The organism is Gordonia tangerina, from assembly GCF_021556435.1.
GTDB lineage: Bacteria > Actinomycetota > Actinomycetes > Mycobacteriales > Mycobacteriaceae > Gordonia > Gordonia tangerina.
Genome location: NZ_JAKGCU010000011.1, coordinates 1 through 26,194, shown reverse-complemented (window position 1 = coordinate 26,194; position 26,194 = coordinate 1). Strand labels below are relative to the sequence as shown.

The following is a 26,194-nucleotide window of genomic DNA, read 5'->3' as shown; positions in this document are numbered from 1 at the left end:
GTCGGCGCCGGTGAGCTCAGCAGTCGCTCGGCACGACCTGCCCGGCGAGGCGGTCGCTCATCCATTTCGCCATCATCGAGCCTGGATCCAGCGAATGTCCCTGTCCTTCACGGCGTACGCGCAGCACCCGGTCGTCGACGTCGCAGGCACGCGTAAGTGTGAGTTGCATTACATCGGGCGGGATGATGTCGTCGCGGCTGCCGTAGAACGCGACGATCGGCACCTCGGTGTGCTCGCGTGGCAGCGCGTAGGACTGCACCGTATCCATCAACTCGTCGGCGGCCGCCGACGTGACGGCGGTGAAGGCCTCGGCATCCGGTGGGGCGGGTTGGGTGGCCAGGGCGGTGCCCGTCGACGAGCACGACAGTGCCGGTGTGACACCCGCTCCGAGATGGTCTGCCGGCGTCACCTGCTCGGCCCCCTGCGCCACTCCCTGGACCAGCAGGGGATAGAGGTAGCGTTGCGCCACCGTCAGCGTCTCGTCCTGAGCGTTGCGCACCAGGTAGGTCGCATCCAGCAACGGTGCCACCGCGACCACCCCGAGCAGTTCGCCGGTGTCGTCGCCGTAGTCCGCGTACTGTTCGGCCGTCGCCCACGCCGCCGAGCCGCCCTGGGATCGTCCCACCGCGAACCACTGCGACCCGATCGACGGCTCCACGGAACGCGCCGCGCGGACCGCGTCGATCACGTTGTAGGCGGCCGTGTGTGGTTCCAGATACGGGTGTGCGGCGCTCTCACCGGTGCGGATACCGAGCCCCTGATAGTCGGTGGTCACCACGGCATAACCGCGACGCAGGAAGTCGTCGACGGCACCGAGGTCGCCGAACATGTCCGGGCGATCCGACGGCGCGCAGTCGCGGCTGATACCGGTGGTGCCGTGCGCATAGGCGATCAGTGGCCACCCGTCGTCCGGTCGCCGTTCATCCGAAGGTATGAAAACGGCGCCGCTGACCGCGGTGGCCGCTCCGTCCACACCCGACGTCGAGCGGTAGACGATCCGGGTGATGTCGGTGCCGTCGGGCAGGGTGGCGGCCCACGTGTCCAGGCCGGGGTCGGTGCGCATCACATCACCGCGTCCGGTGCGGGCATCGGCGCTGATCGCGACCCCCGACGATGTGCTCGCCGGTACCTCGGTGGTGTCGGTGGACGCGCAGGCAGCGGTCATCGGCAATGCGGCCACCATGCAGGCCATCACCGCTGACTTCCACCGCTTTTGCACACGAGAAAGGTAGCCGCTCCGCCGCAATGGGCAACCTCGACCACCGGCAATGCACGCCCGAGGGTATTTCCGCGGTTTGCGTAGACGGGCGGGGTCACCGATTCTGATCGGGTGGAGTTGACGATCGGGGGGCGCGACTCGGCGATCGACGCAATCGCCGACGCCGATACCGAGCCGATCTCCGTCGCTCAACGGCCGTTGAGTCGCCGCAAGTCCGAAGCGCCTGCGCCGGAATATGATCCGCAGGCGGTGGCGCCGCCCGACGACGACGAGGTCTACGACTATCTGGGCCCGCAGATGCGCTGGATCCAGTTGTTCCTGATCGCGGCTTTCGTGCTGGTCGGGTGGTCGATGATTCTTTTCGCCACCGGTCGCCCCTATTTGTGGCCGGTATTGATTGTTCTGGCCGCAAATGTGATCGGAACCACATTGTCGACATTGACCGGTACATACCGGCGCCGGGTGACGTGGCAATCGCATCAGCGCACGATCACCGAATGGCAGACCCACGACGGCTGGCATCCGTCGGTCGACGTCTTCCTGCCGACGTGCGGTGAGAGCCTCGACATCCTGCGCACCACCTACCGGCACGTCCGGGCGTTGCAATGGGCGAGCCCGTTGACCGTCTACGTGCTCGACGACGCCGACCGCGACGAGGTGCGTGCGCTTGCCGCCGACCACGGCTTCCGCTACATCGTCCGACCCGACCGTGGGCATCTGCGCAAGGCCGGCAACCTGCGGCACGCGTACTCGGTCAGCGCCGGCGAGTTGATCGTCATCTTCGACGCCGACTTCTGCCCGCGGCCCGACTTTCTGCAGCACCTGGTGCCCTACCTCGACGACCCGCAGGTGGCCATCGCGCAGAGTCCGCAGGCCTTCGCCACCACCGAGGCGATGAACTGGATTCAGCGCACCGCCGGGGCGACCCAGGAGTTCTTCTACCGCTGGGTGTTGCCGTCGCGCGATCGGATCGACGCGGCCAATTGCGTCGGGACGTCGGCGGTCTACCGCCGCAGCGCGCTCGACGAGGTCGGCGGGTTCGCCGCCATCGAACACTCCGAGGATCTGCACACCGGGCGGCATCTGCAGCAGGCGGGTTACCAGATCCGCTACGTGCCGGTGGTGCTGTCGCGCGGGCTGTGTCCGTCGGATCTGGCCGGCTTCCTCAACCAGCAGTACCGCTGGTGTCAGGGGTCGCTGTCGCGGCTGCGCAACGACCACATCGAGGCGCCGCGACGGATGCGGATACGGCAGTGGTTCGCCCACTGGGCGGGCATCTTCTACTACCTCACCACCGCGATGAACGTCTTTTTGTTGTTCCTGCCCGGCATCGTCATGGCCGCGGTGTATCCCGACGATGTGCGACCCGAACAGCTCGTCCCGTTCCTGCTGGGTCTGTGGGTGTATGTGGTGCTGTTCCCGCTGGTGTCGCGCTCGCGGTGGCGGCTGGAGGTGCTACGCGTGCAGATCGCCTACAGCTTCGCCCACACCATCGCCATCTGGCACAAACTGATCGGGCGCGAGATCGACTGGGTGCCGACCGGGGCGATCGGCAAGAGTAACGCGCTGGCGCGGTCGATCTCCTGGCTGGGAACTGTCTCACTCGGCGGTTCGCTGCTCGCGTTCTGGGGGTTCATCCTGCGCGACATCGTGGTCTATGGGCTCGTCGACTTCTGGATGATGTTCGGCTTCGTTCTCGCCTACACCTACTTGGCCGGCCCCCTGCTCCTCGAGTTCCTCCGAGTTCTCTTTCCCCGCCTGACGCCGGCCTCCGAGCAACGGGGTGCCCCGTTGGCGGAGGCGCCTGTTTCGGAGCCTGCCGACGGCTCACGAACAGCGGTCCAACCGCTCCCGACCCGCACCGACCACCGCCCCCGCTCCACCAACTGGAACCGCATCACCGCGTGGGAGGTGATCGGCTACACCAGCGCGATCGTGTTCATCGGTGCGCTGGCGTTGGGCTGGTTCGACATCATGCTGCCGTGGGCGGGCGCGTGACGACAGTCGACGACGAGGCGCCCACTGAACCGATCCGCTCGGTGAGCGACACCCGGTCCCCGGCCGCGAAGACATTCTTCGACGACATCGCCGGCCTGCGTGGCATCGCCGTACTGCTGGTGGTGCTGTTCCACGCGCATGTCCCGTTCGTGACCGGCGGATTCGTCGGCGTCGACATCTTCTTCGTCATCTCCGGGTTCCTCATCACGCGGCTGCTGATCCGCGAATACGAACGCACCGGGTCGTTGTCGTTCAAGGGATTCTACGCGCGGCGGGCGCGGCGGATCATTCCGGCGGCGGCGTTGGTGATCGTGGTGTCGACCATCGGTGCCGCGCTGACCATGCCGCTGCTGAAGGTCTTCAAACAGGCCATCGATCTGCTCGCTGCCGCAGCGCAAGTTGCCAATTGGCATTTCCTCTCGCAGAACGCCGACTACCTGGCCGGCGCCATCGACGGCAGTCTGGCAACTCATTTCTGGTCGTTGTCGATCGAGGAGCAGCTGTACTTCGTGTGGCCACTGGCGGTGTTCGGCGCCGCCGCCATCGCCTCACGTACCGCCCTGCGCCGCCACGTGTCGATGCGGGTCGCCGTGGGAGTGGTGGTGGGCGCGGTGACGCTCGCCTCGCTGATCGCCGCCATCCGGATCACCCCGACCGATCCAGCCACCGCCTACATGGCCACCTACACCCGCGCGTGGCAGTTCGGTGTGGGCGGGCTGATCGCGGTGGTGACACCGTTGTTCGCGTTGCGGTGGAAGTCGCCCCGAATCACTGCGGCCGTCGCGATCCTGGTGGGATGGCTCGGCTTCGCCGGCATCATCGTGGCCGCGACGATGATCGACGCCCACACCCCCTACCCCGGCACGGCCGCCCTGTTACCCACCATGGGTGCTGCCCTGGTCATCGTCTCCGGCCAGCTGTTCCCAGCCTCCGCCCGAGCCCCTTTCGCGCCGCTGCGCCCTTCCGCTGGTCGAGTAGCTTCCGAGCCGCTGCGCCCTTCCGCTGGTCGAGTAGCTTCCGAGCCGCTAGGCGAGGAGGCGTATCGAGACCAGTCCCACCGCCCAACCCTCACCGTCGCCCGCCTCCTCGCCACCCCACCCCTGACATTCCTCGGCCGAGTCTCCTACGCCTGGTACCTGTGGCACTGGCCGGCGATCGTTCTCTTCGAAACCGTCACCGGCGCATCGTCGTGGCCAGTTCTGCTGCTGGTCTCGCTGGTCGCGCTGGGTATCGCGACCCTGTCGACGCTGTTCTTCGAAGAACCGATCATCAACAACCGCGAGCTGCGACGCAACGCCTCGGCATCGATCTCGGTCGGCGTCACCGGGGTTGTCGTCGGGCTCACCGTCACGATGATCGCCGGCATCCTCACCGTGCAGATCGCCAGCCGCGACACCGTCGCCAATGCCGCGCTCAGCTACCAGTCGGTGTTCGGGAACGAGCGTGGTGAGATGGCGGGACCAGTGGTGCCCAACCCATTCCAGGCCTACGACGACCGACCCGAGCCGCACGACTGTCTGATCCCGGTCGGCGAGAGCACCGCCGGCCACGACTGCACTTTCGGTCCCGACCATGGCACCCCGGTCGTGGTGTTCGGCGACAGTCACGCCGACCAGTGGTCCGAAGCGATCCGCAGCATCGGCGCCAGCCATGGCTGGCGGATTCATCAGTTCACCAAAGCGGCCTGTCCTGCACAGAATCTGGCGCCGCGTCGCGGAGTCGGCGACCCCTACACCCAGCCGGAGTGCCTCCGATGGCGCGACGGAGCGCTCGCCGACATCCAGGCGGTGGCGCCCCGCATCATCTTCGTGTCATCGTTGTCGACCTACGTGCCCGACCGCGACGACGTGGAGCAGGCCTGGGACGACACGCTGACGGCCCTGCGCGCGACCGGCGCGAAGATCGTCTACATCGCCGACACCCCGTACCCGGGTTTCCAGATCGCCGACTGCATGTCCGGGGCGATGGACAACTGGCACAAGTGCGATTTCGAGCTCGACGGCTTCACTCGCATCGAACCGATCCTCGACGAGCAGGCGCGCGGGCAGAGCACCGATATCCTTACCATCGGCGTCAATGACCTGCTGTGCGACGGCAACCTGTGCTTCCCGGCACGCAACAAGATCCTCTTCTACCGTGACGACTCGCACCTGACCGCGACCGCCGCCGAGGTGCTTGAGCCAGCGCTGGTACGCCAGCTCGACGCCGCGAGGTTCGACTACGGCGGGCGCTGAACAGCCGGTGGAGTTTCACGCCCGCCCAGCGATCAACCGCGCGCACAGTTTCACGCGCGAGTGATCAACGCACGCGCGAGGACTCTGGTGACGACGGCCGACGATCCGCCCGTGCGTCAATCGGCGATGAATTGCACCTGACCGAACAGACCACCGGTGCCGCGTTCGCGTTGGCGACGAATCACATAGCGGCCCGGTGCGATTCCGGTGGCGCCATGTTCGGGGTGGATGAGGTAGGCGACGACGTCGTTCTCCAGGATGCCCAGGGCGAGTAGGGCCTCGTCGCGGACCGGCGACGACCACCTGCACCTGCCCCCGTCGGCCACCAGCGTGTGCGGATTACCGCCCGCGGCGCTGCGCAGGAGTTCCACCCCGGACAGTGGTACGTCCACCCGCTGGGTGTGGTTCACCGATCGTACGTCGCCGGCGACGAGGTGATAGGGGATCACCAGCAGGTCGCCTTGCGCCTGCATGCCGTCGATCACCGGGATCGAGATCGATTGGTCGAGATAGTCGAAGACGCTCAGGCCGCTGCGGTGGGTGAGGTCGGACAGGGTCATGTTCATGTGATCACCGTGGAGGTTGTTGTGGGTGGGAATCGGGAGCTCGGATCAGGTACGTCGGAGGAGGCCCGCGTAGTCGGCCCCGCGGAGGCCGTAGGTCCATCCGGCCGCGTCGACCGCGGTAGAGATCCAGCCGGGGATCTGCAGACCATAGCGGCGACGGTGACCGTCGCGTTCGCGAGATCCGTTGACGGCGAGCAGGATCTTCTCGTTCGTGCGCCATTCCGGCGGTGTCGAGTAGAGCTGCAGAGCGCCTCCAGGGTTGCCGGGATCGGGGGACTGATCCACCAATCTCAGGCCGGCAGCATCAATGTAGGTGTCCCAACCGATCCGCTCGATCGCCGTTCGACGGACCTCGACATTGCGTTCCCGCGCGATCTTTTCCGGTGAAGGATCGTCGATGACCCAGTCCGGAACCACGGTCCCGTGCACGACGTGTACCCCCGTACCGTCGACGAATTCCACTGCGCGGCGGTCCGGGTGATGCAGGCGCCGCTCGCCGTGTAGACCGGCCGGCGTTGGTTCGGTGTGGATCGCGATCGGTCGTTCGGCGAGAACGCACACGTCGTCGAACGGCCACCACCAGCCGGTGGATGTGGCGAGAGTCGCCTGTATGTCAACTGTCGCGTGGTCGGACGCGGACGCTCGGGCAACGCCGCAGCGCCACAGTGCGTCGCAGATCGCGACCCGGTGTGCCTCGTGTTGCCCATACCAGGCGACGACACCGTTCAGTGGCCTCATCTTGGTCCGGATCGTCGCCGCGATACCGTCGAACAGGCTGGTGCGCAACGAGTTCTGCACGGCTGTGCGAATCATCGCGCGTGGGCCGATCCCGGCGTCGAGCGATTCTTGGATGGTCATCTCGGCAGCCGCGTACGGCGCCACCCGAAGCTCCCGTGCGGCGCGTAGGCCAAGGAACGGGAACCGCTGCCCAGGTCGCTCTCCGGTCACACGCTCACGAGCTCGACTGATTCGGTCGGCGATACGGCGCGAGGCGCTATCGCGTGACAGCGACACGGAGGCTGCCAGGCCCTCGGACGCGATAAAGTCGGTCGCTGCGGGCGGTGAAGTGGTCCAGACGAATTCGGGTTCCGGGTAGCCGCACCATCGATACAGTTGTGCGACAGCGGATTCGGCGGTATCTCGGTCGGCCGGCAGGGTGCACAGACCGTGTTCGAGCCACGTCGCACGCGCCTCGGTGATCTCTGCTGCCAGATCTGTGGATGAATGACGCTGAATGACTCGGTGACGAGTCGGCGGGGTGATCACGGCGCTCACGCGATGGTGGCGGTGTCCGCCTTTCCGGTAGTCATAGCAATCAAGAGTGGCACGGGATCGTCTCTCGCGCAATACCCGGTTGCCTAACCTGGCGACCGGCCAAGGTTCTCGCGCGCCCAGCGATCACCCGCGCGTGCAGTTTCACGCGCGGGTGATCGGCGGGCGCGCGAGGACCACGCGAGCTACCGCACCCGGGCCAGCAATCGTCGTCGGGCTTGGTGACTTGTTCGACGCAGCTTGCGCTTTCGTCGTCGAGTACGTGCGGCGAGTCGTGCCGGCGAGATCGGCTTGCGCCGAACCGCCGCGTCCGCAGCCGGTGGTTTGGTTTCGGCGGGTTGTGGGTCCTCGCTGATCGTGCCGCCGCGGAGGTAGTGTTCGAAGAGTTCGCCGACCTCGTGGATCCGGTTGACCTGGGGTGGTCCGGGTGGGCTGCCGTCGTGTGGGTTCAGTGACCATCCGGCTCGGCCGGCGTCGCGGCCGTGGCGGATGATGCGGGTGCTCCATTGTCCGGGGTTGGGGCCGACCATCCGGTTGTGTGGTGGGCAGGCTGGTGCGGTGGTGTCGATGTCGGTGGTGCCGCCGTCGGCCCAGTCCTTGTCGGCGTGATGGATTTCGACGATCGCGCTCGGATGTGAGCAGCCGGGTTTGGAGCATCCGCTGCCGCCGTCTTGGGCGAAGTGCATCAACCGTTGCGCCTGGTTGGCGAAGCGTTTGGCGGTGCCCAGATACAGCGGTTGGGCGGTGTGGTCTTTGAACACGGCGAGGTGGAATTGCGCCTCGGCGGCCATCTCGATGATGTCGGCGATGGGCAGTTGGGTGCCGGTCGCGGTGTGCCCGAACCCGGCACGATCCCGCAGGTCGGTTTCGTTGACCTTGACGATGATGTGTGGCGGCAGACCGCGGTGGCTCTTGCCGAGTACCCCACCGTCGAGGACCAGCTTGAACAGGGCTTGCAGGGCGTCGTGGTTGCGTTGGCCGGTGGATCGATTGTCGCGCCCGGCTGCCTCTTTCAGTTTCTCGATGTCGGCGTTGAGAGTCGCGCCGCGTGGGGAGTCCTTGTCGTCGGGATTGTTCATCCCGGGGGCGGCCATTTTCGCCAGGATCACGTCGAGCATGGCGCGGGTGGTGGGTGTGAGGGCACCGTCGATCTCGCTCATCGATTGGTCGTCTTGATCACCGATGAGTACCGAACGACGCCGGGCGCGGTCGCGTTCATCGGCCAGGGTGCCGTCGGGGTCGATGCGGCTCAACAGTTCGGCGCCGGCCTTCAGGATCTGTTTCGGTGTGAGGGTGCGGGCGAACTCGGCCAACATCGCCTCGGCCTTCTCGGCGACGTCGAGTGGCACCGAGCGGGGAATCTTCTTCACCACTTTCAACACGGCATCGACGTGGGCGGGGGTGGCGGCGCCGTCGGCGACTGCTGCTGCCAGTCCCGCATAGCGTGGTGGGGTGAGTTCGCCCTGCAGGGACCGGAATTGCGCCAGGGCCCGCATGTGTCGCATGCGGCGGCGGTGATCGGGGATGCGGAGATGGTGGGCCATCATCTCGCCGATGTGGCGGTAGCCGAGTTGGCCGGGCACGCCGCGGTCGTTGCAGTCCATCATGCGGCGATGCCCGATCAGACTCATCCGACGATGGGCACGTTCGTGTTGTTCGGCCACATCCAACACCGCGTCATCCATGGCGGAGGTGGTGTCGACGGCATCGATACGATCCAACAGGTCATGCAACTGCGCATACAGCTGCTGCACCTCACTGACCTGATCTGTGCCCGACACTGTGTAGCCCCCCGACCGTCGTTCGAACGTACATTCGAGAGTAACCCCGATCTTCGATGTTCGCAACCTCTTGATCAGAATCACACAAGACCGGGGACGAAATGCCCTGACCTGGAACGTCGCAGCGGTGTGAACTAGAAGTGCTAGAACGAAACGGACACCCCGGGAGAAGGAGATGACTGATGACTGTGGGCGACGGCTCGATGGTCGTGGCGGTTGACGGCTCGGACAATGGCCTGGTCGCCACGCGGTGGGCGGCAGCCGCGGCCGAACGCGAGAAGCTCCCTTTGGACGTGGTCACTGCCTTCGAGATCCCGCCGATCGTGCCGACGCAGGCGTTTCTCGACGGGCTGCGCGCCGAGGCTCACCAGGGTGTCGACGAGGCGGCCGCGCTCGCCGGGAAGGTGGCGCCTGGGCTGCAGGTGACGGCATCTGTCGTCGAAGGGCGCCCGGCTCTGTTGTTGCAGGAGTTGTCGTCGCGGGCGAAGTGCCTGGTGGTGGGTAGTCGCGGACGCGGGGGAGTCGCGGGATTGTTGCTCGGATCGGTGAGCACCTATGTGGTGGCACACGGCGATTGCCCGGTCGTGGTGGTGCCGTCCGTAGAGGCGTCGAGGCCGTCGACGGGACCTGTCGTTGTTGGCCTGGACGGTTCGCAGGTCGCGCATGAGGCGGCGGTGGAGGCGTTTCGGCAGGCGCAGGCCCTGAACACCTCGGTGGTTGCAGTGCACACCTACAGCGCGTTGTCGGGTGAGGTCATCGGCGGTCGGCACCTGCCGCCGCGGGAACAACTCCACGATGAGGCGGTGGAACTGGTGGCAACCCAGCTTCGTGACGTACGCGAGCAGTACCCCGACGTCGACGTGAAAACCGTGCTGAGCGTGGACAAGCCGGCGCAGAGCATCCTCGATCATGCGAAGGACGCCCCGCTCGTGGTGCTCGGCAATCGTGGACGAGGTGGCTTCCGCGGACTGCTGCTGGGTTCGACATGCCAGTCGGTCTTGCACGTCGCGCAGTGCCCGGTCATGGTGGTGCACACGCAATAGGCTTCTGCGCCGGCAGGGTTCAGCGATCGCCGATGGTCGCCAATCCCTGCCGGAACGCTGCCGTGCTCACCGGGGTCGTGTTGAATCGCCAGTCGCGTTCCTTGTCGGTCTGAAACCACAGGAACGCCTCGAGGCGAGGCTCGGCGTCGACGATCGTGAAGAAGTCAGCAATCCAGTCCGCCTTCGCCTCCGGTGACGGGCCGTCGGCGCATCCGACCTCCGTGATCAGCAGCGGCTGGTTGCCGCCGACCTCCCGCAGCCGACTGAGGCTGGGCGGGAATAGGTCTCGCGCAGACTGCCAATGATGCCCAGGCGCGTCGCCCCAGTTGTAGCCGTCGGCGGCCAGATAGTCGACGACGCCATGTCCCGGATACGCATCGGCGAAATCCGTGGTCGCGGCCGTCAGCGCGTTGGGTGCCCAGACGAAGCGCACGTTGTCGGCACCGACGTCGTCGAAGATGCGCCACATGCGGTTCCACGCCGCCCGATACCCAGCGGCTGTGTTTCCGCCGATGCCGATCGCCCACGGATACCAGGTTCCGTTCATCTCCTGTGCGAACCGCAGCAGGATCGGCTTGCCCCAATCCACGAGCTGCGTCGCCCAGCGTCGGAAGTCATCGTCGAAGTCGCCGGATGCGATGCGTGACAACGCATACCGCGGTTGCTCGATCCCGCCGTCGGGTTGCCACGGCTCGAGACTGAGCAAAGGTCCGGCCCCGGCTTCGACGATCGCGTCGAGGTCGGCGATCGGTGCGTTGTCGCCGATCGCGGCGAATCGGTGCAGGTAGCCGGGAGCCGCGCCCGCCAATGCAGCGAGCTGATCGATAGGCGACGGCGACGACGCACTCGCCGGTAGGACGCTCGGGATGTAGGCGCCCCAGCGACGGTCCGGGGTGGGCTCGTTGCCGGCTGTCGGCGACGAACAGGCTGCCAACGGCAACGTCGCCGACCCGGCGAGCAACAGCGTGCGCAAGACCTCGCGGCGCGACCAGCCACGCGTCAGCGTGCGATCGGTCGGTGCGGTGGTCATGAGTCCATCTTGGCGGGTCGGTGCCGGCAGCGCCGTGGAGGGGATGCCGCCGCCGCAGTTGCTGAGGCGAGAACGTCGTGCATCGCAGCCGAGAACCTGCACGCCGACACGCGACGGCTTTCCCGTGTCTGTAGCCTTCGGAGCGCGGTGGTATTCACGTCAGCCGCCGGTAGCGGGGTGCGCGGACACCAAGGACTTGGCCGAGACAAGGAGCCTGCACATGACCACCTCGACCGCGAAGCCTGCCGCGACCGGCCGCTCCTCTTGGTTGCCGATGATCGGGTTGTTCCTCGCCCAGGTCATGATGTCCTTCAACGTCGCGGCCGGTGTCCTTGGGCGGCATGGTCGAGGACTTCGACGTCGCGCCGACCGTCGCGAGTACCACCATCGTCGTCTATGGTCTCGTCGTCGCAGCCCTGGTGATGTTGGGGGCCAAACTCGGTCAACGTATCGGTTGGCTGCTGATTTTCCGGATCGTCGTCGGTGTGTTCGCCTGCTCGGCGATCCTGATGATCGTCTCGCCCGCCGTCGGTTGGGCCATCGCGGGTCAGGCGTTGGCCGGTGCGGCAGCCGCGATCATCGTGCCATCGTTGGTCGCCTTGATCGCCGCGAACTATCACGGGGACCAGCAGGCGACGGCGATCGGCTCTCTCGGGTCGGCTCGTGCGGTGTCGGGGGTGAGTGCCTTCTTCCTCGGTGGTGCGCTGGGCACGCTGGTCGGATGGCGCCCCGTCTTCGGAATCGTGCTGGCACTTGCGGTTCTCATCCTGATCTTCAGCTTCACGCTCACCTCGGTGCCCGGTGACCCGGACATCACGATCGACGTCTTCGCCGCAATCCTGATCGGCGTCGGCATCATGTCGCTCACGCTGGGTTTCAACAACCTCAACAACTGGGGGGCGTTCTACGCCGATCCCGCAGCACCTTTCGACATCGCCGGGGTCTCCCCGGCGGCCATGCTGATCGTCGCGGGCGTGGTCTTGGTGCAGGCGTTCTTCATGTGGACGCGACGGCAGATGGCGGCCGGCAAGGTTCCGCTGGTCGACCTGTCGGTGCTGCGCAGTTCGCGCGAGCGCTCGGCGGTCTACGCCATGTTCATCGTCGTGGCGATGGAAGCAGCATTGAATTTCACGGTGCCGCTCTACGTGCAGATCGTGCAGGGACGTACCCCCTTCGACACCGCGCTCGCGATGATGCCCTTCAATCTCACGGTGTTCATCACCGCCACGCTTGTTGTGCGCGTGTACAAGCGATACACGCCGCGGGTGATCGGGGTGTTCTCGTTCGTTCTCACGACTGCTGCGCTGATCTGGCTGGCGTACGTTGTGTCGAACAATTGGGAGACGCTGCCGACTATTTTCGGTCTCATCGTCTTCGGTGTCGGGCAAGGTGCGCTGGTGACGCTGGTGTTCAACGTGCTGGTCACGTCGGCGCCCAAGAAGCTGGCCGGTGACGTGGGCTCGGTCCGCGGTACCACGCAGAATCTTGCGTCGGCCGTCGGTACCGCGGTCATGGGCGCGCTGTTGGTCACTCTGTTGAGCATCGGTGTCGGACAAGCAGTCGTCGACAACCCGCGCCTGCCCGATTCGCTGGTGTCGCAGGTGGACCTGGACAACGTGAACTTCGTCAGCAACGACGAGTTGCGCGAGGTGCTCGACGCCACCACCGCGACACCCGAGCAGATCGATGAGGCGGTCCGGGTGAACGAAGACACTCGACTCGCGACGTTGAAGTACGGGCTGTTGCTGCTCGCCGCCTTGAGCGCGACCGCAATCGTGCCCGCCGGCCGCCTGCCGAACTACCGGCCCGGCGAGATTCCCGAAGACACCTACGGCGACGACCGCTGAGGATCGCTGCTGCCTGTTCAAGCCCGAGGCGGTCCGGGTGGTCAGAGCTACGGCAAGTCGCAACTGCCTCCGGTGGTGGGGGTGACGTGGTCGCCGTGACGGGCCGTGGTCGACGCCGTTCCCGCGGGCCGATTCGGATCCCGCAGGTGAGGTCGGGGAACGCGGCCCGTCGACGACCCGCGCGACCCGAGCCGACCCGCGCGACGGCGACTCGACCCGGCCGCCGCCTCGTGGACCCGCGTCGGGGATACTGCAGTAGTTCCCGACGACGACCCCCCGCCGCCCGAAGCGTGGGCTCTGGAGGAGCCTGATGACCGACGCGCCTGCGCACCGCAACCTGGTGATCTGCCTCGACGGCACCACCAACGAACCCGAGACCGGCTTTACCAACGTGGCACGGATGTTCGACGCCTGTGTCAAGGACTCCGGCCAGCTGGTCTACTACGACCCGGGCGTCGGCACGATGGGGTCGCGCGCCGCGGTCACCCAGACCGGCCGAGCCGTCACCCGATTCGCGGGCATGGTGGCCGGATTCGGCATCCGCGACAACATCGAAGAGGCCTACACCTGGCTGTGTCAGCGGTATCGGCCCGGCGACGAGATCTACGTGTTCGGTTTCTCCCGCGGCGCCTACACGGCCCGCGCATTGACCGGGATGCTGCGCACCGTCGGGCTGTTACACGCCGACGCCGTCAATTTGGTGCCCTACGCGCTGAAGCTGTACACGCGGTCGGGGCCGAACGGGGAGTCTGCCGACGGGTCTGCGGATCGTGGTGCGGAGAAGGAATTCTGGAAGTTGCGCAACGACTTCCGGACCAAGTTCGGCAACCCCGACTTTCCCGGCCCGTTCCGCAACACCAAGCAGGTCCGGTTCCTCGGCGTCTGGGACACGGTCAAATCAGTTGGCTGGCTCAATCTTCGCGCCCGCTTCGAGGTGGCGCGCTGGCCGTTCACCGCCAACATCGACAACGTGCAGACCGCACGCCACGCGCTGGCCATCGACGAACGCCGACGACCCTTCGCCGAATACCGATTCGCCGCCGAGGCCACCGCCGATAGAGACGTGCAAGAGGTGTGGTTCGCGGGCGTGCACGGCGACATCGGCGGCCAGTGCCGCGAAGACAGCCGTCTACCCGATATCGCGCTCGCATGGATGATCGACGAGGCGCACGCTGCCGGTATATGCGTCGACGAGAAGGCATACCGGCGAATACTCGGTGTGAAGTTCGGTCAGCCCCTCGACGGCGACCTGGCGTTGGGTGAGATCGTCCCGAACGCGAGTCCGTGGCGCCTCGCGGGTGGCTGGCGGACGCGGCGGCCGCGAGCCGACGATGTGGTGCACCCCAGCGTCACGCATCGCGTTGCCGCGACGCGTCATGACCGGCAGCCGTATCGGTCACCTCTCGACGGCTGACGCAGCCAGCTGCGTTGGCTTGCCGCGGGCCGCTTCCGATCCCGCAGGTGCTGTTGGAGAACGCGGCCCGTCGACGACCCGCGCGACCCAAGCCGACCCGCGGCACGCTCACTCCCGCATCCGCTCGCGCGCCAGCGCGACTCGCAAACCGGCGACCCATTCAGGGTTCAACCGGTCGATCCCGTACTCCAACACCAGCAGGGCACCGGTGAGCCTGGCTCCCAGCAGCCGCATGAGCGCAGCGACCTGATCGCGATCGGGCACGGTTTCGATGACCCGGCAGTGGCGACGCTCTGCTCGACCAGTTGCTGCCACGATCGTGCGTTCATGTGATCAGGCTACGAACGCACTCCGACACAATCGGGTCGGCGGGAATGCAGCCTAGTCAGCAGCAGCAGCAGCCGCCACCGCCTGCTTGCGCCGATACAGCACACCCGCCGCACCCACAGCGGCGCCGGCCAGCGCGAGCACGCCCACACGTTCACCTTCGAGTCGATGCCCGAGCAGCCCGTCCACCGAGTACCGGCCGGGACCGGTCAATGCGAGTGCCGCGGACGCGACACCCAGCACCGCGGGGAACTCGAGGCCGCCGTTCTGCGAGAAGAATCCATTGGGCCGGTGCACGTCGGCGGCGGCCAGCATCGCCGCCGCGCCCGCTGCCGACGCAACCCGTGTACCCGCACCCAGTGCGACCAGTCCGCCCGCGGCCTCACTCACGCCGGCGGTGACCGCCGACAATTTGGCCGGCTTGAATCCCATCGCGTCCATCCCGGCTGCGGTGCCGTCGATGCCCGGGCCGTTGAACCAGCCCGCCAGCTTCTGCGTGCCGTGCGCGAACAGCGTGGCGCCCACGGCGGTGCGCAGCGTCAGAAGTCCCAGGTCGAGTGCCTTCGTGCGTGACTTGTCAGCAGACATGACAAAGCTCCTTGGTCGTTAGCGGTGCAAACCTAAAACGGAACTGTAGTCCGCTTAGCTGAGAGACTCCTGGCCGCCCCTCTGCCCCGGCGCCTCAGGTTTCACGCTCGTGTCCCGTGGTAACCCGACAGCCATGACCGATCAGAACGATGCACCGGACCTCGACGACGTGATGACTCCCACCGAGGACGTCACTCCCGATCATCGCGAGCACGCCAAGGAGCCCAAGCACCTCGACGACGACGCGCTCGCGCAGCGCGCCGAGCACGAGCAGCAGCTGGTCGACGACGCACGTGACGACTGATTGTGGCCACTGAGCAGCGAGGAGGCGACACCGTGACCGACCAACCGCCCGAAGAACTCTCGACCGTCCAACTCGTCGAGCGACTGCAGCATCAGACCACGACGCTGGTCAAAACCGAGATCCGCGACGCCCTTGACGAGGTGAAGACCAAGAGCAGCCGTTTCGGCGTCGGCGTCGGAGTGTCCGGCGCCGGTGCGCTGCTGCTGTTCTTCGGCCTCGCCACGATGGTGGCGGCGGCCGTCATCGGGTTGGCCAATGCCGTCGACCCGTGGCTGTCGGCGGTGATCGTCGGTGCCGTGCTGCTGGTGATCGGAGCCGTGGTCGCGGGGATCGGGGCCCAACGCGCCAAGGCTGCCGTACCGCCGGCACCGCAACACACCGCCGCCAGCGTTCAGCGCGACGTCGACACCGTGAAGGAGCACCTACGATGACCACCCCCGAGGACCCGCCCGTCGAGCAGCAGCGCGAAGAGCTCGCCCAGACCGTCGACGCGCTCACCGACAAACTGGATGTGCGTGCGCGCGCCCACGACGCCGCCGAGCACACGGTGCAAGCGGCGTCCGCGACCGCCCGCGACAACCGGCAGCTCCTGATCGGTGTCGCTGCAGCGGTCCTCGCGGTCGGCGCGGTTGTGGTGATCCGCCGCAGGATTCGATAGGAATGGTCACATGAGCAACGTCTCCAAGACTCTGTACAAACCACTCGCGCTCGGCATCAGCATCCTCGGCGGTATGGCCGCCGGTGCGGTGTTCAACAAGGTGTGGGCGCAGTTCTCCGACGAACCCGACGCGCCGAACCCGAAAGACCTGCAGCGCAGCACCAGGGAGGTCCTGGCGGCGGCTGCGCTGCAGGGATTGATCTACGGAGTGGTGAAGGCGGCGATCGACCGCGCGGGCGCCCAGGGCTACAAGGCCGTCACCCACGAAACACCGGAGTAGCTCTTACCGAGAGCTTGGCTTCGCACTCTGGCGTGCGCGGACCGTGCCGCCCACGCCAGAGTGCGAAACCTTGTCGCACAACCGGTTACCGAGTCACCGCGTCATCACTGGGCGTGGGCCTCGATTTGCTCGGGTCTGCCCTTCGCCTCCACCTCGATCTTTCGCGGTTTGGCCCGCTCGGCCAGCGGGATCGTCAGTGTCAGAACGCCATTGTCGTAGTCGGCGGTGATACGCGAGGTGTCGATGCCCTCGCCCAACGACAGCTGCCGCCGATACGTACCCGCGAAGCGTTCGCTGCTCAGCCACTGCACCCCCTCGTCCGACGGCGCGCTGCGCTGCGCGGACAGGGTCAGCGTGCCGTTGTCGACACTGATGTCGATGGAGCCGGGATCGGCGCCGGGCAGGTCGGCCACCAACATGTAGTGATCGTCGACCTTGTACAGATCCAGCGGCATGAACCGCGGGGTCCGCTGGGTGCCGGTCATCGAACCGGTCATCAGCCCCCGAGTAAGCGCATCAACATCGCTGAACGGATCAAAACGAAGCACAGCCACTCACCTCCTGAACCAAGGCTGCCCGCCACCCGTTGACGAGCACCCATTCGCTGTACGACTCCATAAATAGCACTGGATCGCCGATTGCGCTAGCACTCGGAAGCAAAGAGTGCTAAAAAATTCTTGTTCGTTTCGCGCCAGCGCTTCACCGCCGGAATGACAAGGAGGACACCATGACTGCGCGTGAATCAAGCTTGCAGCCACCGGTCGTCGAGTGGCCCGACCCCTCTCCCTTGGAGCGATGGTGGGCGTCGGTGATGACTTCGGGCCCCACATGGCGACAGTCGGCCCACGACGCACGACGAGCATCGGGGGCTACCTCCGCTCGGGACGTTCGATGAGCCTCGCGTTTGGATCGCGGAGTCCGAGGCGGCACCCTCCCGCCCCGTCCAATGGCGACAGGGGTCCAGTGGATGGGCTGTGCTCCGCAGTGCTCGCCACTCTGGGATTCGTCGCGACCTTCGCCCTCGTCTTTGTCGGCGCCTCGGTGGAGACGGTATTTCTGGCGGCGTTGATCGCAATCGCATCGTTGGGCGTCGAAATCCACTCGTTGAACCGGCTGCCCTGAGCGGCAAGACCCCTGGACTGGTGACGCCCGGAGGTCTCGGGCGCCGAACGGGGAGAAGCGCACTCGACGGTCAGCGAGGGATCCTTCCTCGGCACATAGCTTCATATTAAAAACGACTGTCATTATGGTTAAGGTAGCGCCTGCTCCTTTTCCATCGGTCGACGTCGTTAGGGGAACTCGCGGTGCCACATCTGCTCCTGGTGGAAAGCTGGGTGGGGTCCATGGGGACGCTCCTGCCGCGTGCGATCGAGCAGCTGGGCGTGGAGTTCACCTTCCTCACCCGCGCGCCCGAGCACTACGCGCGCCAACAGCCGCCCGAGGAGATGCACCCGCTACTCGCGGGACGCGCCGTGGTCACGGCAGACACCAATGATCTTGCCGACGGGTTGCGGGCGGCACGCGAGATCGACGCCGACCTGCGGATCGACGGTGTGCTCACCGCATGCGACTACTACCTGCCCCTCGCCGCACATATCTCGTCCGCACTGGGGCTGGCCGGCCCCAGCCCGGACTCGATCGCCGACGCCTGCGACAAGGCGCGCACCCGCGTAACTCTCGATCACGCGGGTCTCGTCGGGCCCCGTCACCGGACCGTGGGTCTGGACGACGAAGTTCTTCTGCGTGCGGCAGCCGACGAGATCGGTTACCCCCTGGTGGTCAAGCCGACTGACCTGTGCGCCGGAATGTTCGTGCGGCGAGCCGACTCCTGGACCGACGTCGCAGCAGCGGTGGCGCAGTTGCGCAGCTTCGACATCAATGCACGCGGCCAGAAACGAGAACCCGTCGTCCTGCTGGAGCAGTTCCTGGACGGACCGGAGTTCAGCGTGGAGAGCTGGGTACATCGAGGCCGGGTTCATTCGCTCGGAGTCACCGACAAGAGCCTCGGCGGAGACTCGGGGTTCGTGGAGACCGGGCACATGTTCCCGGCGCACCTGAGTCCCGAGGACCGCTCGGCTCTCATCGTGACAGCCGAGCAGGCCATCGCCGCGCTGGGCCTCGACGACGTGGTGGTGCACACCGAACTGCGGCTCACCGGCGACGGGCCCAGGATCATCGAGATCAATCCACGACCGGCCGGTAACCAGATCACCGAGCTGATTCGCTACGTCGACGGAATCGACTTACCCTCCGTAGCAGTCGAACTCGCACTCGGCCGCGACCCGTCGTCGACGGGCGGTTCGGTGTGTTCAGCACACCGTTCGAGTTCACGCAGCGCGGCGGTGAGCATGCTCGTGCCGCACCGGGCGGGCACGCTGACGTCGTTGCACGGGGCCGACGCCATCACCGACCATCCGGCGGTGGTGTCGGCGACCTTCAAAGAGCCCGGACATGTCACCGCATCGGGGGCGAACAACAACTCCTACCTCGGCAACATCATCGCTCTCGCCGACGAGTCGGGTGCGGCGCGTCGGGTGGCCGATGATCTCCTGGCCGGACTCGAAGTGACCATCGTGGACACACGCTCGTGATGCCGGCAGAGCTCGACTGCGTTGATGCGTTGATGGAGAAGTATTGCACCGAACCGGCTTCGGCTCCGCCGGCAGACCTGTCGGTAGCGGTCGCGTTCATCACCGATCAGGCCGCACAGCATGCCGGCCGGAACCAGCAGTACCGGAATCAGGTCCTCAGCGTCCGGGTGGGCACGGCGGTCGGCTCGTGCTCGATCGAACCCGGCAGCCTCGACCCCGGGACGGTCCTCGACTGCGCAGGAGCTTCGGTCCAGCGGCTCCTCCGTCACGAATCGCGCGCCGTCCGAATCGCAGTCCTCGACGCCTACCTCGCACACACGTGTCCGCACCGCGACGATTCTCGATGCGTAGCGTTACCTCTGCCGTCGGGCGATTCGCTGTTCCGATCGATGCGGCGCGCCCGCCACGTGACCGGACTCGTCCCGGTGGTTCCGGGCGAGCGGGTCCTGGTTGTCGGCGTGGTCAACTCGTTGCTCGCGTGCCTCCGAGAACGTGGTGTGCATTATGTCGCGTGCGATCTCAGAGGGGGACGCACGGGCTCGCATGAACATCGCCCGCTACGCGGGCGTCCGTCTGACGGTGGGTGTGGTGCAGACGGCGGCGGTGATGGGCTGTGTGTTCGTGGTCGCCTCCGCCTTGCCCGGCGACGCGGCCGTGGCCATTGCTGCCGACGATCCCGATCCCGAACGTATCGCCGCGCTGCGACAGAACCTCGGTCTCGACCGGCCCCTGCTCACCCAGCTCGGTGACTGGGCCGGTGGTCTCCTACAGGGGGATCTCGGAACCTCCGCGGGCTCTGGGCGCCCGGTGACCGCGATTCTCGCCGACGCCCTCGGGCCCACGGTGACGCTCGCGGTTCTCGCGATGGCGCTGACCGTCCCCGCGGCCATCGCGATCGGCGTGATGGCCGCCACGCATCGCGGCCGGCGGGTGGATCGCACCATCACGGGTACTACGGTGGCGTTGTACGCGGCACCGGAGTTCGCCGTGGCGATCGTGCTCATCTCGGTGTTCGCGGTGGGCCTGGGATGGTTTCCCCCTACCGCGGTCGGCGCCGGGGACTCGCTACTCGACCAACCCGAACTGCTCGTCCTGCCGGTCATCGTCCTGATGGTGCGTCCGGTGTGCTCACTGTCCCGGTTGGTGCGCGCATCGATGGCCACCACCCTGGACTCGGAGTACATCGAACATTCGCTGCGTCTGGGTATCTCGACGCGTCGGGTCATCTGGCGGCACGCACTGCCCGGGTCGCTGACTCCGGCGACCCAGCATGTCGCGCGGATCGCCGACTGGATGCTGGGCGGTGTGGTGATCGTCGAGGCCGTCTTCGCCATCGGCGGTCTCGGCGAGGTCCTGGTGGATGCCGTCAGCAGCCGCGATCTGCCATTGCTCATGGGGGTGGTGTGCCTGTTCGCGGTGATCACAGTGGTGGTGAACACCGTCGCCGACATCGTTGCCTATCTGCTGAATCCGGCGGCCGGAGATGCACTGTGAGTTCCTTGCGACGACATCCTCGACTTGCACTGATCCTCGGCGCCACGCTCGCAGGTATACCGCTGTTGGTGGCGCTCGCCGGTCCGCTGGTGGCCGAGCCCGGTGAGCGTGGCCCGGCCTTCACGCAGGGCGAGAACTGGCTGCTGGGCACCGACGTAGAGGGTCGCGATGTGCTGGCGCAGGTCCTGTTGGGTGGGCGCTCGCTGGTGGTGATTGCGGTGATCGCGGTGGTGTTGACCTACGCCGTCGCGGTGCCGTGGGCGATGAGCGCGGCCGCCAGCCGGCATCGGCTCATCGACGAGATGATGATGCGTCCGCTCGACGTGCTGCTGTCGTTGCCGTCGATCATGCTGCTGCTGATCGTGGTGGCCATGTCGGGAGCCAGCACTGTGGTGCTGACGGTCACCGTTGCCCTGTTGTTGTTTCCGGATGCGGCCCGACTGATCCGCGCATCTGCCCTGCGTGCAGTGCACACCCCTGCCATGGCTGCGCTGATACTGCAACGGGAGTCGTGGTGGCGCAGAATCATCGGCTATCTGGGTCGCACCCTGGTCCCGATCATCGCCGCCGACGCCGGACTCAGATTCGTCGGAGCCATCTACCTGGTCGCATCGGCCAGCTTCCTCGGTCTCACCGCTGATGCCGCGGGCACCGACTGGGCGGTCATGGTGGATCGCAACCGAAGCGGGATTGCACTGGTGCCGTGGGGAGTTCTGGTTCCCGCTGCACTCATCATCGCGATGGCGGTGGGCGTGAACCTGCTGTGCGACTCGTTGACCCGACAGCAGGGGCGCAATGGAACCCTCGCGGGGGTATCGGCATGACTCAGGTGACCGGACCAACTCCGGTGGCAGCGACTCTCGTCTCGATTCGCGGACTCACCGCGCGCACTGCGCAACGGGTGATCGTCGACGATATCGATCTCGACATCCCCGCAGACGGGGTCACCGCTCTGGTCGGCGCATCGGGGAGCGGCAAGACGACGACCGCGATGGCCCTGATGGGTGAGCATCGGCCGGGTGTGCAGCTCAGTTGGCGTGAAAGAAGCGCCGCGCAGCTGCGCTTCGGCTATGTGCCGCAACACCCGTCGGCAGTACTCAATCCGGCGCTGCGGATCGGAACCGTTCTGCGAGACGTCGAGCATGCGGCACGGCGTCGGGGCGCGGACGTGTCGGTGGGCGACGCACTGCGGCGATCCGGCTTCTCCGACGATCCGGCGATGCTACGTCGTCATCCGCATCAACTCTCCGGTGGCCAGCAGCAACGTCTGGTGATCGCGCTGGCTCTGCTCACCGCGCCGGACTGCCTTGTGATGGACGAACCGACCACCGGTCAGGATCCGGCGCGTCGCGATGCGGTACTCACCGAGATCGAACGCCTCGTCGGGCTCGGACTGCCCGTGTTGCTGCTCACCCACGATCATGACGCGGTGCGGCGGGTGGCATCACATGTCATCACCATGGAGCACGGACGGATCGTCGCGGTTGCGGACCGACAGCCAACGGGACGCGACGAGAACAGCGGTCGGCAACGTCACCGGATCGCCGCTTGCGACGTCGTTGAAAGAGGGGTTGCGCGGTTGGCGCTCGAGAGCATCAGCGCCGGGTATCGGCGTCATCCGGTCTTGCAGGATTTCTCCCTGCGCGTCGAACCCGGCGAGTGTGTGGCGCTGGTGGGCGCGAGCGGGTCGGGGAAGTCCACGGCCGCAAGAGTGTTGGCGGGATTGCAGGCGCCGTCGGCAGGGCGGGTGCTCCTCGACGGCCGGCCGTTGCCGGACGTGGTGAGCCGCCGATCCCGAACCGATGCTGCCGCGATCGGCTACGTCTTCCAGGACGCGAAGGCTGCGTTCGACCCGTATCGCTCGGTGTGGGATCAGATCGTGCGGTCGCCTGTGCGGCTGCGATCGGCCGGCCGGGCGCAGGCGCAAGCCGCGGCGTTGCGTGCCATCGAGCAGGTGGGGCTCAGTCGGGCTCTGGCCGACAGTCGCCCGGGCACGCTGTCCGGTGGTGAGGCGCAGCGGGCCGCGATCGCGCGTGCCCTGTCCGCCGACCCCTCGGTGCTGATCTGCGATGAGGTGACGACCGGTTTGGACCCCGAATCTCAGCGCCAAGTACTGCATGTGATGTCCCGACTCACCCGCGACGAGGGCCGGTCATTGTTGATTATTACGCACGACCAGAAGGCTGTCGCGCAGGTCGCCGACCGAGTCGTCGACCTCGACCACCCGGGGCAGCGCGCGTGACGACAGACCCTTCGCGGTGCGTTCCCGTTGACTGTGCGCCGTTTCCCGTCGACTGGGCGCCAGATTCCGTTGACTGGGCGCCGTTTCTCGTTGACTGGGCGTCGTTTTCGGTCGAGTGGGCGCTGTGCCTCGTGTCCGACCGACCGCCGGCGCCACCCGAGCGGGCAGACGCGGCCGCGTGACTTCGGTGCTACCGTGTCCACATGCTGAGTCTGCAGAAAGGCGCATGAGGCGCCCGCGTCGTTTGCTGGTGCGCGTCGTTGAGTCGTCCGTGGGCGACGGAGCGCTCGCACCTCCCCGGGTTGGAGCGGTCACCGATTTTCCGGTTGGCTTCGTCGAAGCCGGGTCGGCGTTTGTCAACCATCGTGTGCGTGACGCCGAGGTCATGACGGTGCGCGGCGTGCTCGAACTCGAGGACCGAGGGCCGTTCGAGCACCACGATCACGAATCCGCTGTGTCGTACTGGATGTGGCAAGGTCTACTGCGCGGCGACGGCTGGACCGCCACTTGGCATGGCACGCGACCGCTGACCGGACCCGTCGAGCTGACCGGCTACTTCACGTCGGCCTTGAACATCGACAACCCGGGACGCGTGCGCGGCCGCATCACCCGCGTGCGCATCATCTCCGAGGCCTATCGGCCCGTCGACGACTCGTGGGAGGTCATCGGCGGGGCACCGGCCCACTACCGAGACGTCCAGCGCGCCCCGCACTTTCATGGAGACGATGTCACTGCCACCGCTTCCGGCATGAGCTACCGGGACACCGCGATCCTGATCGACCTCGACCTCGATGACGTTGCACCGCCGCCCGTTCGCCCACGTGTCGTGCCCGGTCACGTCTCCGTTGCCGGCGATTTGACGGTGTGGGTCTCCGACACCGAGCTGCCGGTGGTCGCCCGCATCGACACCCGGGCCAACGACGCTGTCGAATACGTGCTTCCGGGACTGCCCGCCGACTTTCGCCGCGTATATGCCACTCCCACAGGCTGTTGGGCGACGGAGCCACCAGCGGTGTACCGCATCACCGCCGGGGAGGGAGCGTACCGAGTCGCCGACGTCGGTGCCGCCATTGCAGCGGTCAGCGGCGAGACGCTCCTCGCTCACCACGCGACCCGGGGGTGGACGCTCTACGCACCGGACCGACCACCGCTGCCCGTCGACCTTCCCGACTCGGAGACCATCGGCTTCCCGGGCGTTGACCGCCACACCGGCGACTTCGTGCTGCTGTCCCGGGCAGGCTCCACACAGTTGCGGCTGGTGCGGGTCAGCACCTCGGGGGAGGTGAGCGTCGGACCGGTCCTCGAGCAGTTGGGGCGGCATGCGTGGCCGGTCTTAGCCGGTACACCGCTACGCATCCTCTACGGCCGCGGGCAGGCGGCGATCGTCAACGACGACCTGACGCTCGGCCCGGCCGATCGCCTACCCAAAGAGCCCATCACGGGCGGCGGGGTCGATGACGACGTGTGGATCGAGACGTTTCGTGCACGACGAGACTCCGATGATCTGGCCACGCAATGGTGGCCGCTGCCGCCGCCGGACGACCTGAACACGACGCTGCCCAGAGAGCCGCGGTTGACCATCCTCGACGCCGCCACCCTGACGCCACACGTCAGCTGGTCCGTCGACAAGCCCCGGTCGGTCGCTGCGGATGGTCCGAATGTCTGGATCTGCGACCGCAAGCGGCTCTTTCGAGCTCATCGTCACTCGTCGGCGCAACCCACACCCATAGATGTGTCAGCGATGATCACCGAGTCGATCCCACCTGCGACAGGTGGTGCACGCGCCGATGAGTGAATCGGACACTACGTCGACAAGCCTGCGCCCTCAGAAAGGATGTTGCCTTCGAGTGGCGGTTCCGTCGTGGCAGCATCGGAGTCATGCACTCGATCAGGCGGTGGGCGTGGTGTTCGGTTCTCGCGCCCCTCCTGCTTTGCATCGTCGTGTTCGCGATCATGGCAGTGCTCAACGAGCACGCCAATCCGTCATCCGCGCTGGACGTGGCGGCCAACTGGATGTTGGTGATGATCTTCGGAACGATGTTCTACCTGCCGGCGATTCCGGTCACAGTGTTGGGAGTCTTGGCGGTGACCGAGCTACCCCGCCTCGGTCGGGTGGTCGCGACAGCCGGGCTGCTGTGGATGTCCGCAGTGTGGTCGTTCGCGATCGCCGGCGTCGGGCGGCCTACGTTCGACCCGCAACCGTACGACGACGTGAGCTGGGCGGCGACACTCACCGTGCCCGAACTGCTCGTCTTCGCTGTGCCCTACGTCGGGATGCTGGTGCTCAACGTCGTCACGCTTTGTGTGCTGTGGCGCCCATCGAGTTGGCGTTGTGAGACATTCGGTCATGGCGTCGCCGTAGATGCCGAAGTGCGATCGACGTCTGGCGATCACACCCTGTAGTAGCGACCGAGGCAAACGTACTTATGTGATCCCGCTAGGAGGCGCCACCGGCCATATCATAAGTGGCATGGCGAGGATGTCCCTGTATCTTCCGGACGACTTGAAACGAGCGATTGAGCTCGAGGCACGTCGCCGGGCGATTCCTGAGGCCGAAGTCGTGCGCCAAACGCTCCGCGATGCTCTCAGTCGCAACACCGTTCGTCCGCGTGGTGCGCTCTTCACCGGGAGTGAACCCGCCGCTGACCGAGTGGGTGAGCTTCTCGATGGGTTCGGTAAGTGATAGCAAACACCAGAACACAGTCGACACGGCACGGCTCGCGCGCTGAACGACTGGTGCTCGCTGAGCTGGCCTCGGGGGCGTGGGAGCTCGCCGCGATGCCACGCGATCGACTGGCGGCGGCGACTGCCGTTGTCGAGCGGTACTCCGACGTCCCGATCGGAATCGCCGATGCATCCAACATCGTGCTGGCCGACGTGTATCAGACCAGAACGATTGCAACACTTGACCATCGGCACTTCAGAGTACTCCGGCTCGGTGACGGATCGGCGCCGATCATCGTGCCCTGAACTGTCTGGTGCGTCGAGGTGGCGCATGCTCCGACCGGTCAGTTGAAACCGAAGATCGGGGGTAGGACCACCACCACCAGCGCCGCCCAGATCCCGAAGACCGGCAGATACCGCGTCTGCCAGCGTTCCAGCGCGCTGAATCCCACCCGGCCGCGGAGGAAGCCGACGAGCAGCCACGCAGACCAGACCAGGTTGACCAGCAGCACCGCATTCATGGCTCTTCCTGATTCAGAGTGCATCCAGGCGTTCGGCGAGCTGTCCGGAATGGATCAGGGACCGCAAGATGTAGTGGCCGAGGTTGCGGAATCCGAGGGCGATGCCGCGTAGATGCTCGAG

Annotated in this window: 26 protein-coding genes and 1 pseudogene; 17 read left to right on the top strand and 10 right to left on the bottom strand. The window is 66.4% G+C overall.

What is annotated here, in order from left to right; translation table 11 throughout:
• Nucleotides 1-16: 16 nt before the first annotated feature.
• Nucleotides 17-1,219 carry a lipase family protein gene (locus L1892_RS13195; RefSeq protein WP_235724060.1) on the bottom strand — a complete coding sequence of 401 codons (1,203 nt, stop codon included), beginning with the start codon at nt 1,217-1,219 and terminating at the stop codon, nt 17-19.
• A 111-nt stretch (nt 1,220-1,330) separates the two neighbouring features.
• Between L1892_RS13195 and L1892_RS13190 the strand changes: the two genes are divergently transcribed.
• A complete protein-coding gene (locus tag L1892_RS13190; RefSeq protein WP_372475048.1) occupies nt 1,331-3,217 on the top strand; it encodes a glycosyltransferase family 2 protein in 1,887 nt (628 codons plus the stop codon).
• A 41-nt stretch (nt 3,218-3,258) separates the two neighbouring features.
• Nucleotides 3,259-5,451 carry an acyltransferase family protein gene (locus L1892_RS13185; RefSeq protein ID WP_235724159.1) on the top strand — a complete coding sequence of 731 codons (2,193 nt, stop codon included), beginning with the start codon at nt 3,259-3,261 and terminating at the stop codon, nt 5,449-5,451.
• A 116-nt stretch (nt 5,452-5,567) separates the two neighbouring features.
• Here the strand turns inward: L1892_RS13185 and L1892_RS13180 are convergent, their stop codons facing one another.
• The 3 genes from L1892_RS13180 to L1892_RS13170 all read right to left on the bottom strand — a co-directional run bounded on the left by L1892_RS13180 (nt 5,568) and on the right by L1892_RS13170 (nt 9,070).
• A complete protein-coding gene (locus L1892_RS13180) occupies nt 5,568-6,017 on the bottom strand; it encodes a DUF8820 family protein (protein WP_235724059.1) in 450 nt (149 codons plus the stop codon).
• Between the two features lie 45 nt (nt 6,018-6,062).
• Nucleotides 6,063-6,899 carry a DUF6745 domain-containing protein gene (locus L1892_RS13175; protein WP_235724058.1) on the bottom strand — a complete coding sequence of 279 codons (837 nt, stop codon included), beginning with the start codon at nt 6,897-6,899 and terminating at the stop codon, nt 6,063-6,065.
• Between the two features lie 575 nt (nt 6,900-7,474).
• Nucleotides 7,475-9,070, bottom strand: coding sequence for an HNH endonuclease signature motif containing protein (locus L1892_RS13170; protein WP_235724057.1), 1,596 nt, complete (start codon nt 9,068-9,070; stop codon nt 7,475-7,477).
• Between the two features lie 182 nt (nt 9,071-9,252).
• On the opposite strand from L1892_RS13170, the gene L1892_RS13165 reads away from it, so the two are divergent.
• A complete protein-coding gene (locus L1892_RS13165) occupies nt 9,253-10,113 on the top strand; it encodes a universal stress protein (protein ID WP_235724056.1) in 861 nt (286 codons plus the stop codon).
• Between the two features lie 19 nt (nt 10,114-10,132).
• On the opposite strand, the gene L1892_RS13160 is transcribed toward L1892_RS13165, so the two are convergent.
• Entirely contained in the window at nt 10,133-11,143 is a 1,011-nt protein-coding gene (locus tag L1892_RS13160; RefSeq protein WP_235724055.1) for a glycoside hydrolase family 26 protein, read from the bottom strand.
• 159 nt (nt 11,144-11,302) lie between these two features.
• The gene (locus L1892_RS13155; protein ID WP_235724054.1) at nt 11,303-11,446 is read right to left on the bottom strand and encodes a hypothetical protein; all 144 of its coding nucleotides are present in this window, start codon (nt 11,444-11,446) and stop codon (nt 11,303-11,305) included.
• Between the two features lie 23 nt (nt 11,447-11,469).
• Between L1892_RS13155 and L1892_RS13150 the strand changes: the two genes are divergently transcribed.
• Nucleotides 11,470-12,990, top strand: coding sequence for an MFS transporter (locus tag L1892_RS13150; protein ID WP_235724053.1), 1,521 nt, complete (start codon nt 11,470-11,472; stop codon nt 12,988-12,990).
• A gap of 310 nt (nt 12,991-13,300) precedes the next feature.
• Nucleotides 13,301-14,404, top strand: coding sequence for a T6SS phospholipase effector Tle1-like catalytic domain-containing protein (locus L1892_RS13145; RefSeq protein ID WP_235724052.1), 1,104 nt, complete (start codon nt 13,301-13,303; stop codon nt 14,402-14,404).
• A 108-nt stretch (nt 14,405-14,512) separates the two neighbouring features.
• Here L1892_RS13145 and L1892_RS13140 read toward each other — a convergent pair whose 3' ends face one another.
• A complete protein-coding gene (locus L1892_RS13140) occupies nt 14,513-14,719 on the bottom strand; it encodes a hypothetical protein (protein ID WP_235724051.1) in 207 nt (68 codons plus the stop codon).
• Between the two features lie 66 nt (nt 14,720-14,785).
• Entirely contained in the window at nt 14,786-15,319 is a 534-nt protein-coding gene (locus L1892_RS13135) for a DoxX family protein (protein WP_235724050.1), read from the bottom strand.
• A 133-nt stretch (nt 15,320-15,452) separates the two neighbouring features.
• Here L1892_RS13135 and L1892_RS13130 point away from each other — a divergent pair, with 133 nt between their 5' ends.
• The 4 genes from L1892_RS13130 to L1892_RS13115 are packed head-to-tail and all read left to right on the top strand — an operon-like array spanning nt 15,453 to nt 16,561.
• A complete protein-coding gene (locus tag L1892_RS13130; protein ID WP_235724049.1) occupies nt 15,453-15,623 on the top strand; it encodes a hypothetical protein in 171 nt (56 codons plus the stop codon).
• 32 nt (nt 15,624-15,655) lie between these two features.
• Entirely contained in the window at nt 15,656-16,054 is a 399-nt protein-coding gene (locus L1892_RS13125; RefSeq protein ID WP_235724048.1) for a phage holin family protein, read from the top strand.
• Nucleotides 16,051-16,281, top strand: coding sequence for a DUF3618 domain-containing protein (locus tag L1892_RS13120; RefSeq protein ID WP_235724047.1), 231 nt, complete (start codon nt 16,051-16,053; stop codon nt 16,279-16,281). The genes L1892_RS13125 and L1892_RS13120 overlap by 4 nt, the downstream gene beginning before the upstream one ends.
• A gap of 10 nt (nt 16,282-16,291) precedes the next feature.
• Nucleotides 16,292-16,561, top strand: coding sequence for a DUF4235 domain-containing protein (locus tag L1892_RS13115; protein WP_235724046.1), 270 nt, complete (start codon nt 16,292-16,294; stop codon nt 16,559-16,561).
• Between the two features lie 104 nt (nt 16,562-16,665).
• On the opposite strand, the gene L1892_RS13110 is transcribed toward L1892_RS13115, so the two are convergent.
• Nucleotides 16,666-17,109: an Hsp20/alpha crystallin family protein gene (locus L1892_RS13110; protein WP_235724158.1), complete on the bottom strand. Its 444-nt coding sequence runs from the start codon at nt 17,107-17,109 to the stop codon at nt 16,666-16,668.
• A gap of 436 nt (nt 17,110-17,545) precedes the next feature.
• Here L1892_RS13110 and L1892_RS13105 point away from each other — a divergent pair, with 436 nt between their 5' ends.
• The 8 genes from L1892_RS13105 (at nt 17,546) to L1892_RS13070 (ending at nt 25,858) form a co-directional block, all read left to right on the top strand.
• Nucleotides 17,546-17,683, top strand: a complete 138-nt coding sequence (locus tag L1892_RS13105; protein WP_235724045.1) for a hypothetical protein — start codon at nt 17,546-17,548, stop codon at nt 17,681-17,683.
• A gap of 221 nt (nt 17,684-17,904) precedes the next feature.
• Nucleotides 17,905-19,152, top strand: a complete 1,248-nt coding sequence (locus L1892_RS13100) for an ATP-grasp domain-containing protein (protein ID WP_235724044.1) — start codon at nt 17,905-17,907, stop codon at nt 19,150-19,152.
• 543 nt (nt 19,153-19,695) lie between these two features.
• Complete coding sequence (locus tag L1892_RS13095; RefSeq protein WP_235724043.1) at nt 19,696-20,646, top strand: ABC transporter permease; 951 nt, start codon at nt 19,696-19,698, stop codon at nt 20,644-20,646.
• The gene (locus L1892_RS13090) at nt 20,643-21,470 is read left to right on the top strand and encodes an ABC transporter permease (protein WP_235724042.1); all 828 of its coding nucleotides are present in this window, start codon (nt 20,643-20,645) and stop codon (nt 21,468-21,470) included. Before L1892_RS13095 ends, L1892_RS13090 begins: the two co-directional genes overlap by 4 nt.
• Nucleotides 21,467-22,888: an ABC transporter ATP-binding protein gene (locus L1892_RS13085; protein WP_235724041.1), complete on the top strand. Its 1,422-nt coding sequence runs from the start codon at nt 21,467-21,469 to the stop codon at nt 22,886-22,888. Before L1892_RS13090 ends, L1892_RS13085 begins: the two co-directional genes overlap by 4 nt.
• Before the next feature lie 271 nt (nt 22,889-23,159).
• On the top strand, nt 23,160-24,683 hold the full coding sequence (locus tag L1892_RS13080) for a hypothetical protein (RefSeq protein ID WP_235724040.1): 1,524 nt from the start codon (nt 23,160-23,162) through the stop codon (nt 24,681-24,683).
• Nucleotides 24,684-24,766: 83 nt separating this feature from the next.
• Entirely contained in the window at nt 24,767-25,291 is a 525-nt protein-coding gene (locus L1892_RS13075) for a hypothetical protein (protein WP_235724039.1), read from the top strand.
• Between the two features lie 333 nt (nt 25,292-25,624).
• Complete coding sequence (locus L1892_RS13070) at nt 25,625-25,858, top strand: PIN domain-containing protein (protein WP_235724038.1); 234 nt, start codon at nt 25,625-25,627, stop codon at nt 25,856-25,858.
• Nucleotides 25,859-25,896: 38 nt separating this feature from the next.
• On the opposite strand, the pseudogene L1892_RS13065 reads toward L1892_RS13070, so the two are convergent.
• Nucleotides 25,897-26,073 (bottom strand): annotated as a pseudogene (locus tag L1892_RS13065) (hypothetical protein); the annotation flags it as partial.
• Nucleotides 26,074-26,194 lie beyond the last annotated feature (121 nt).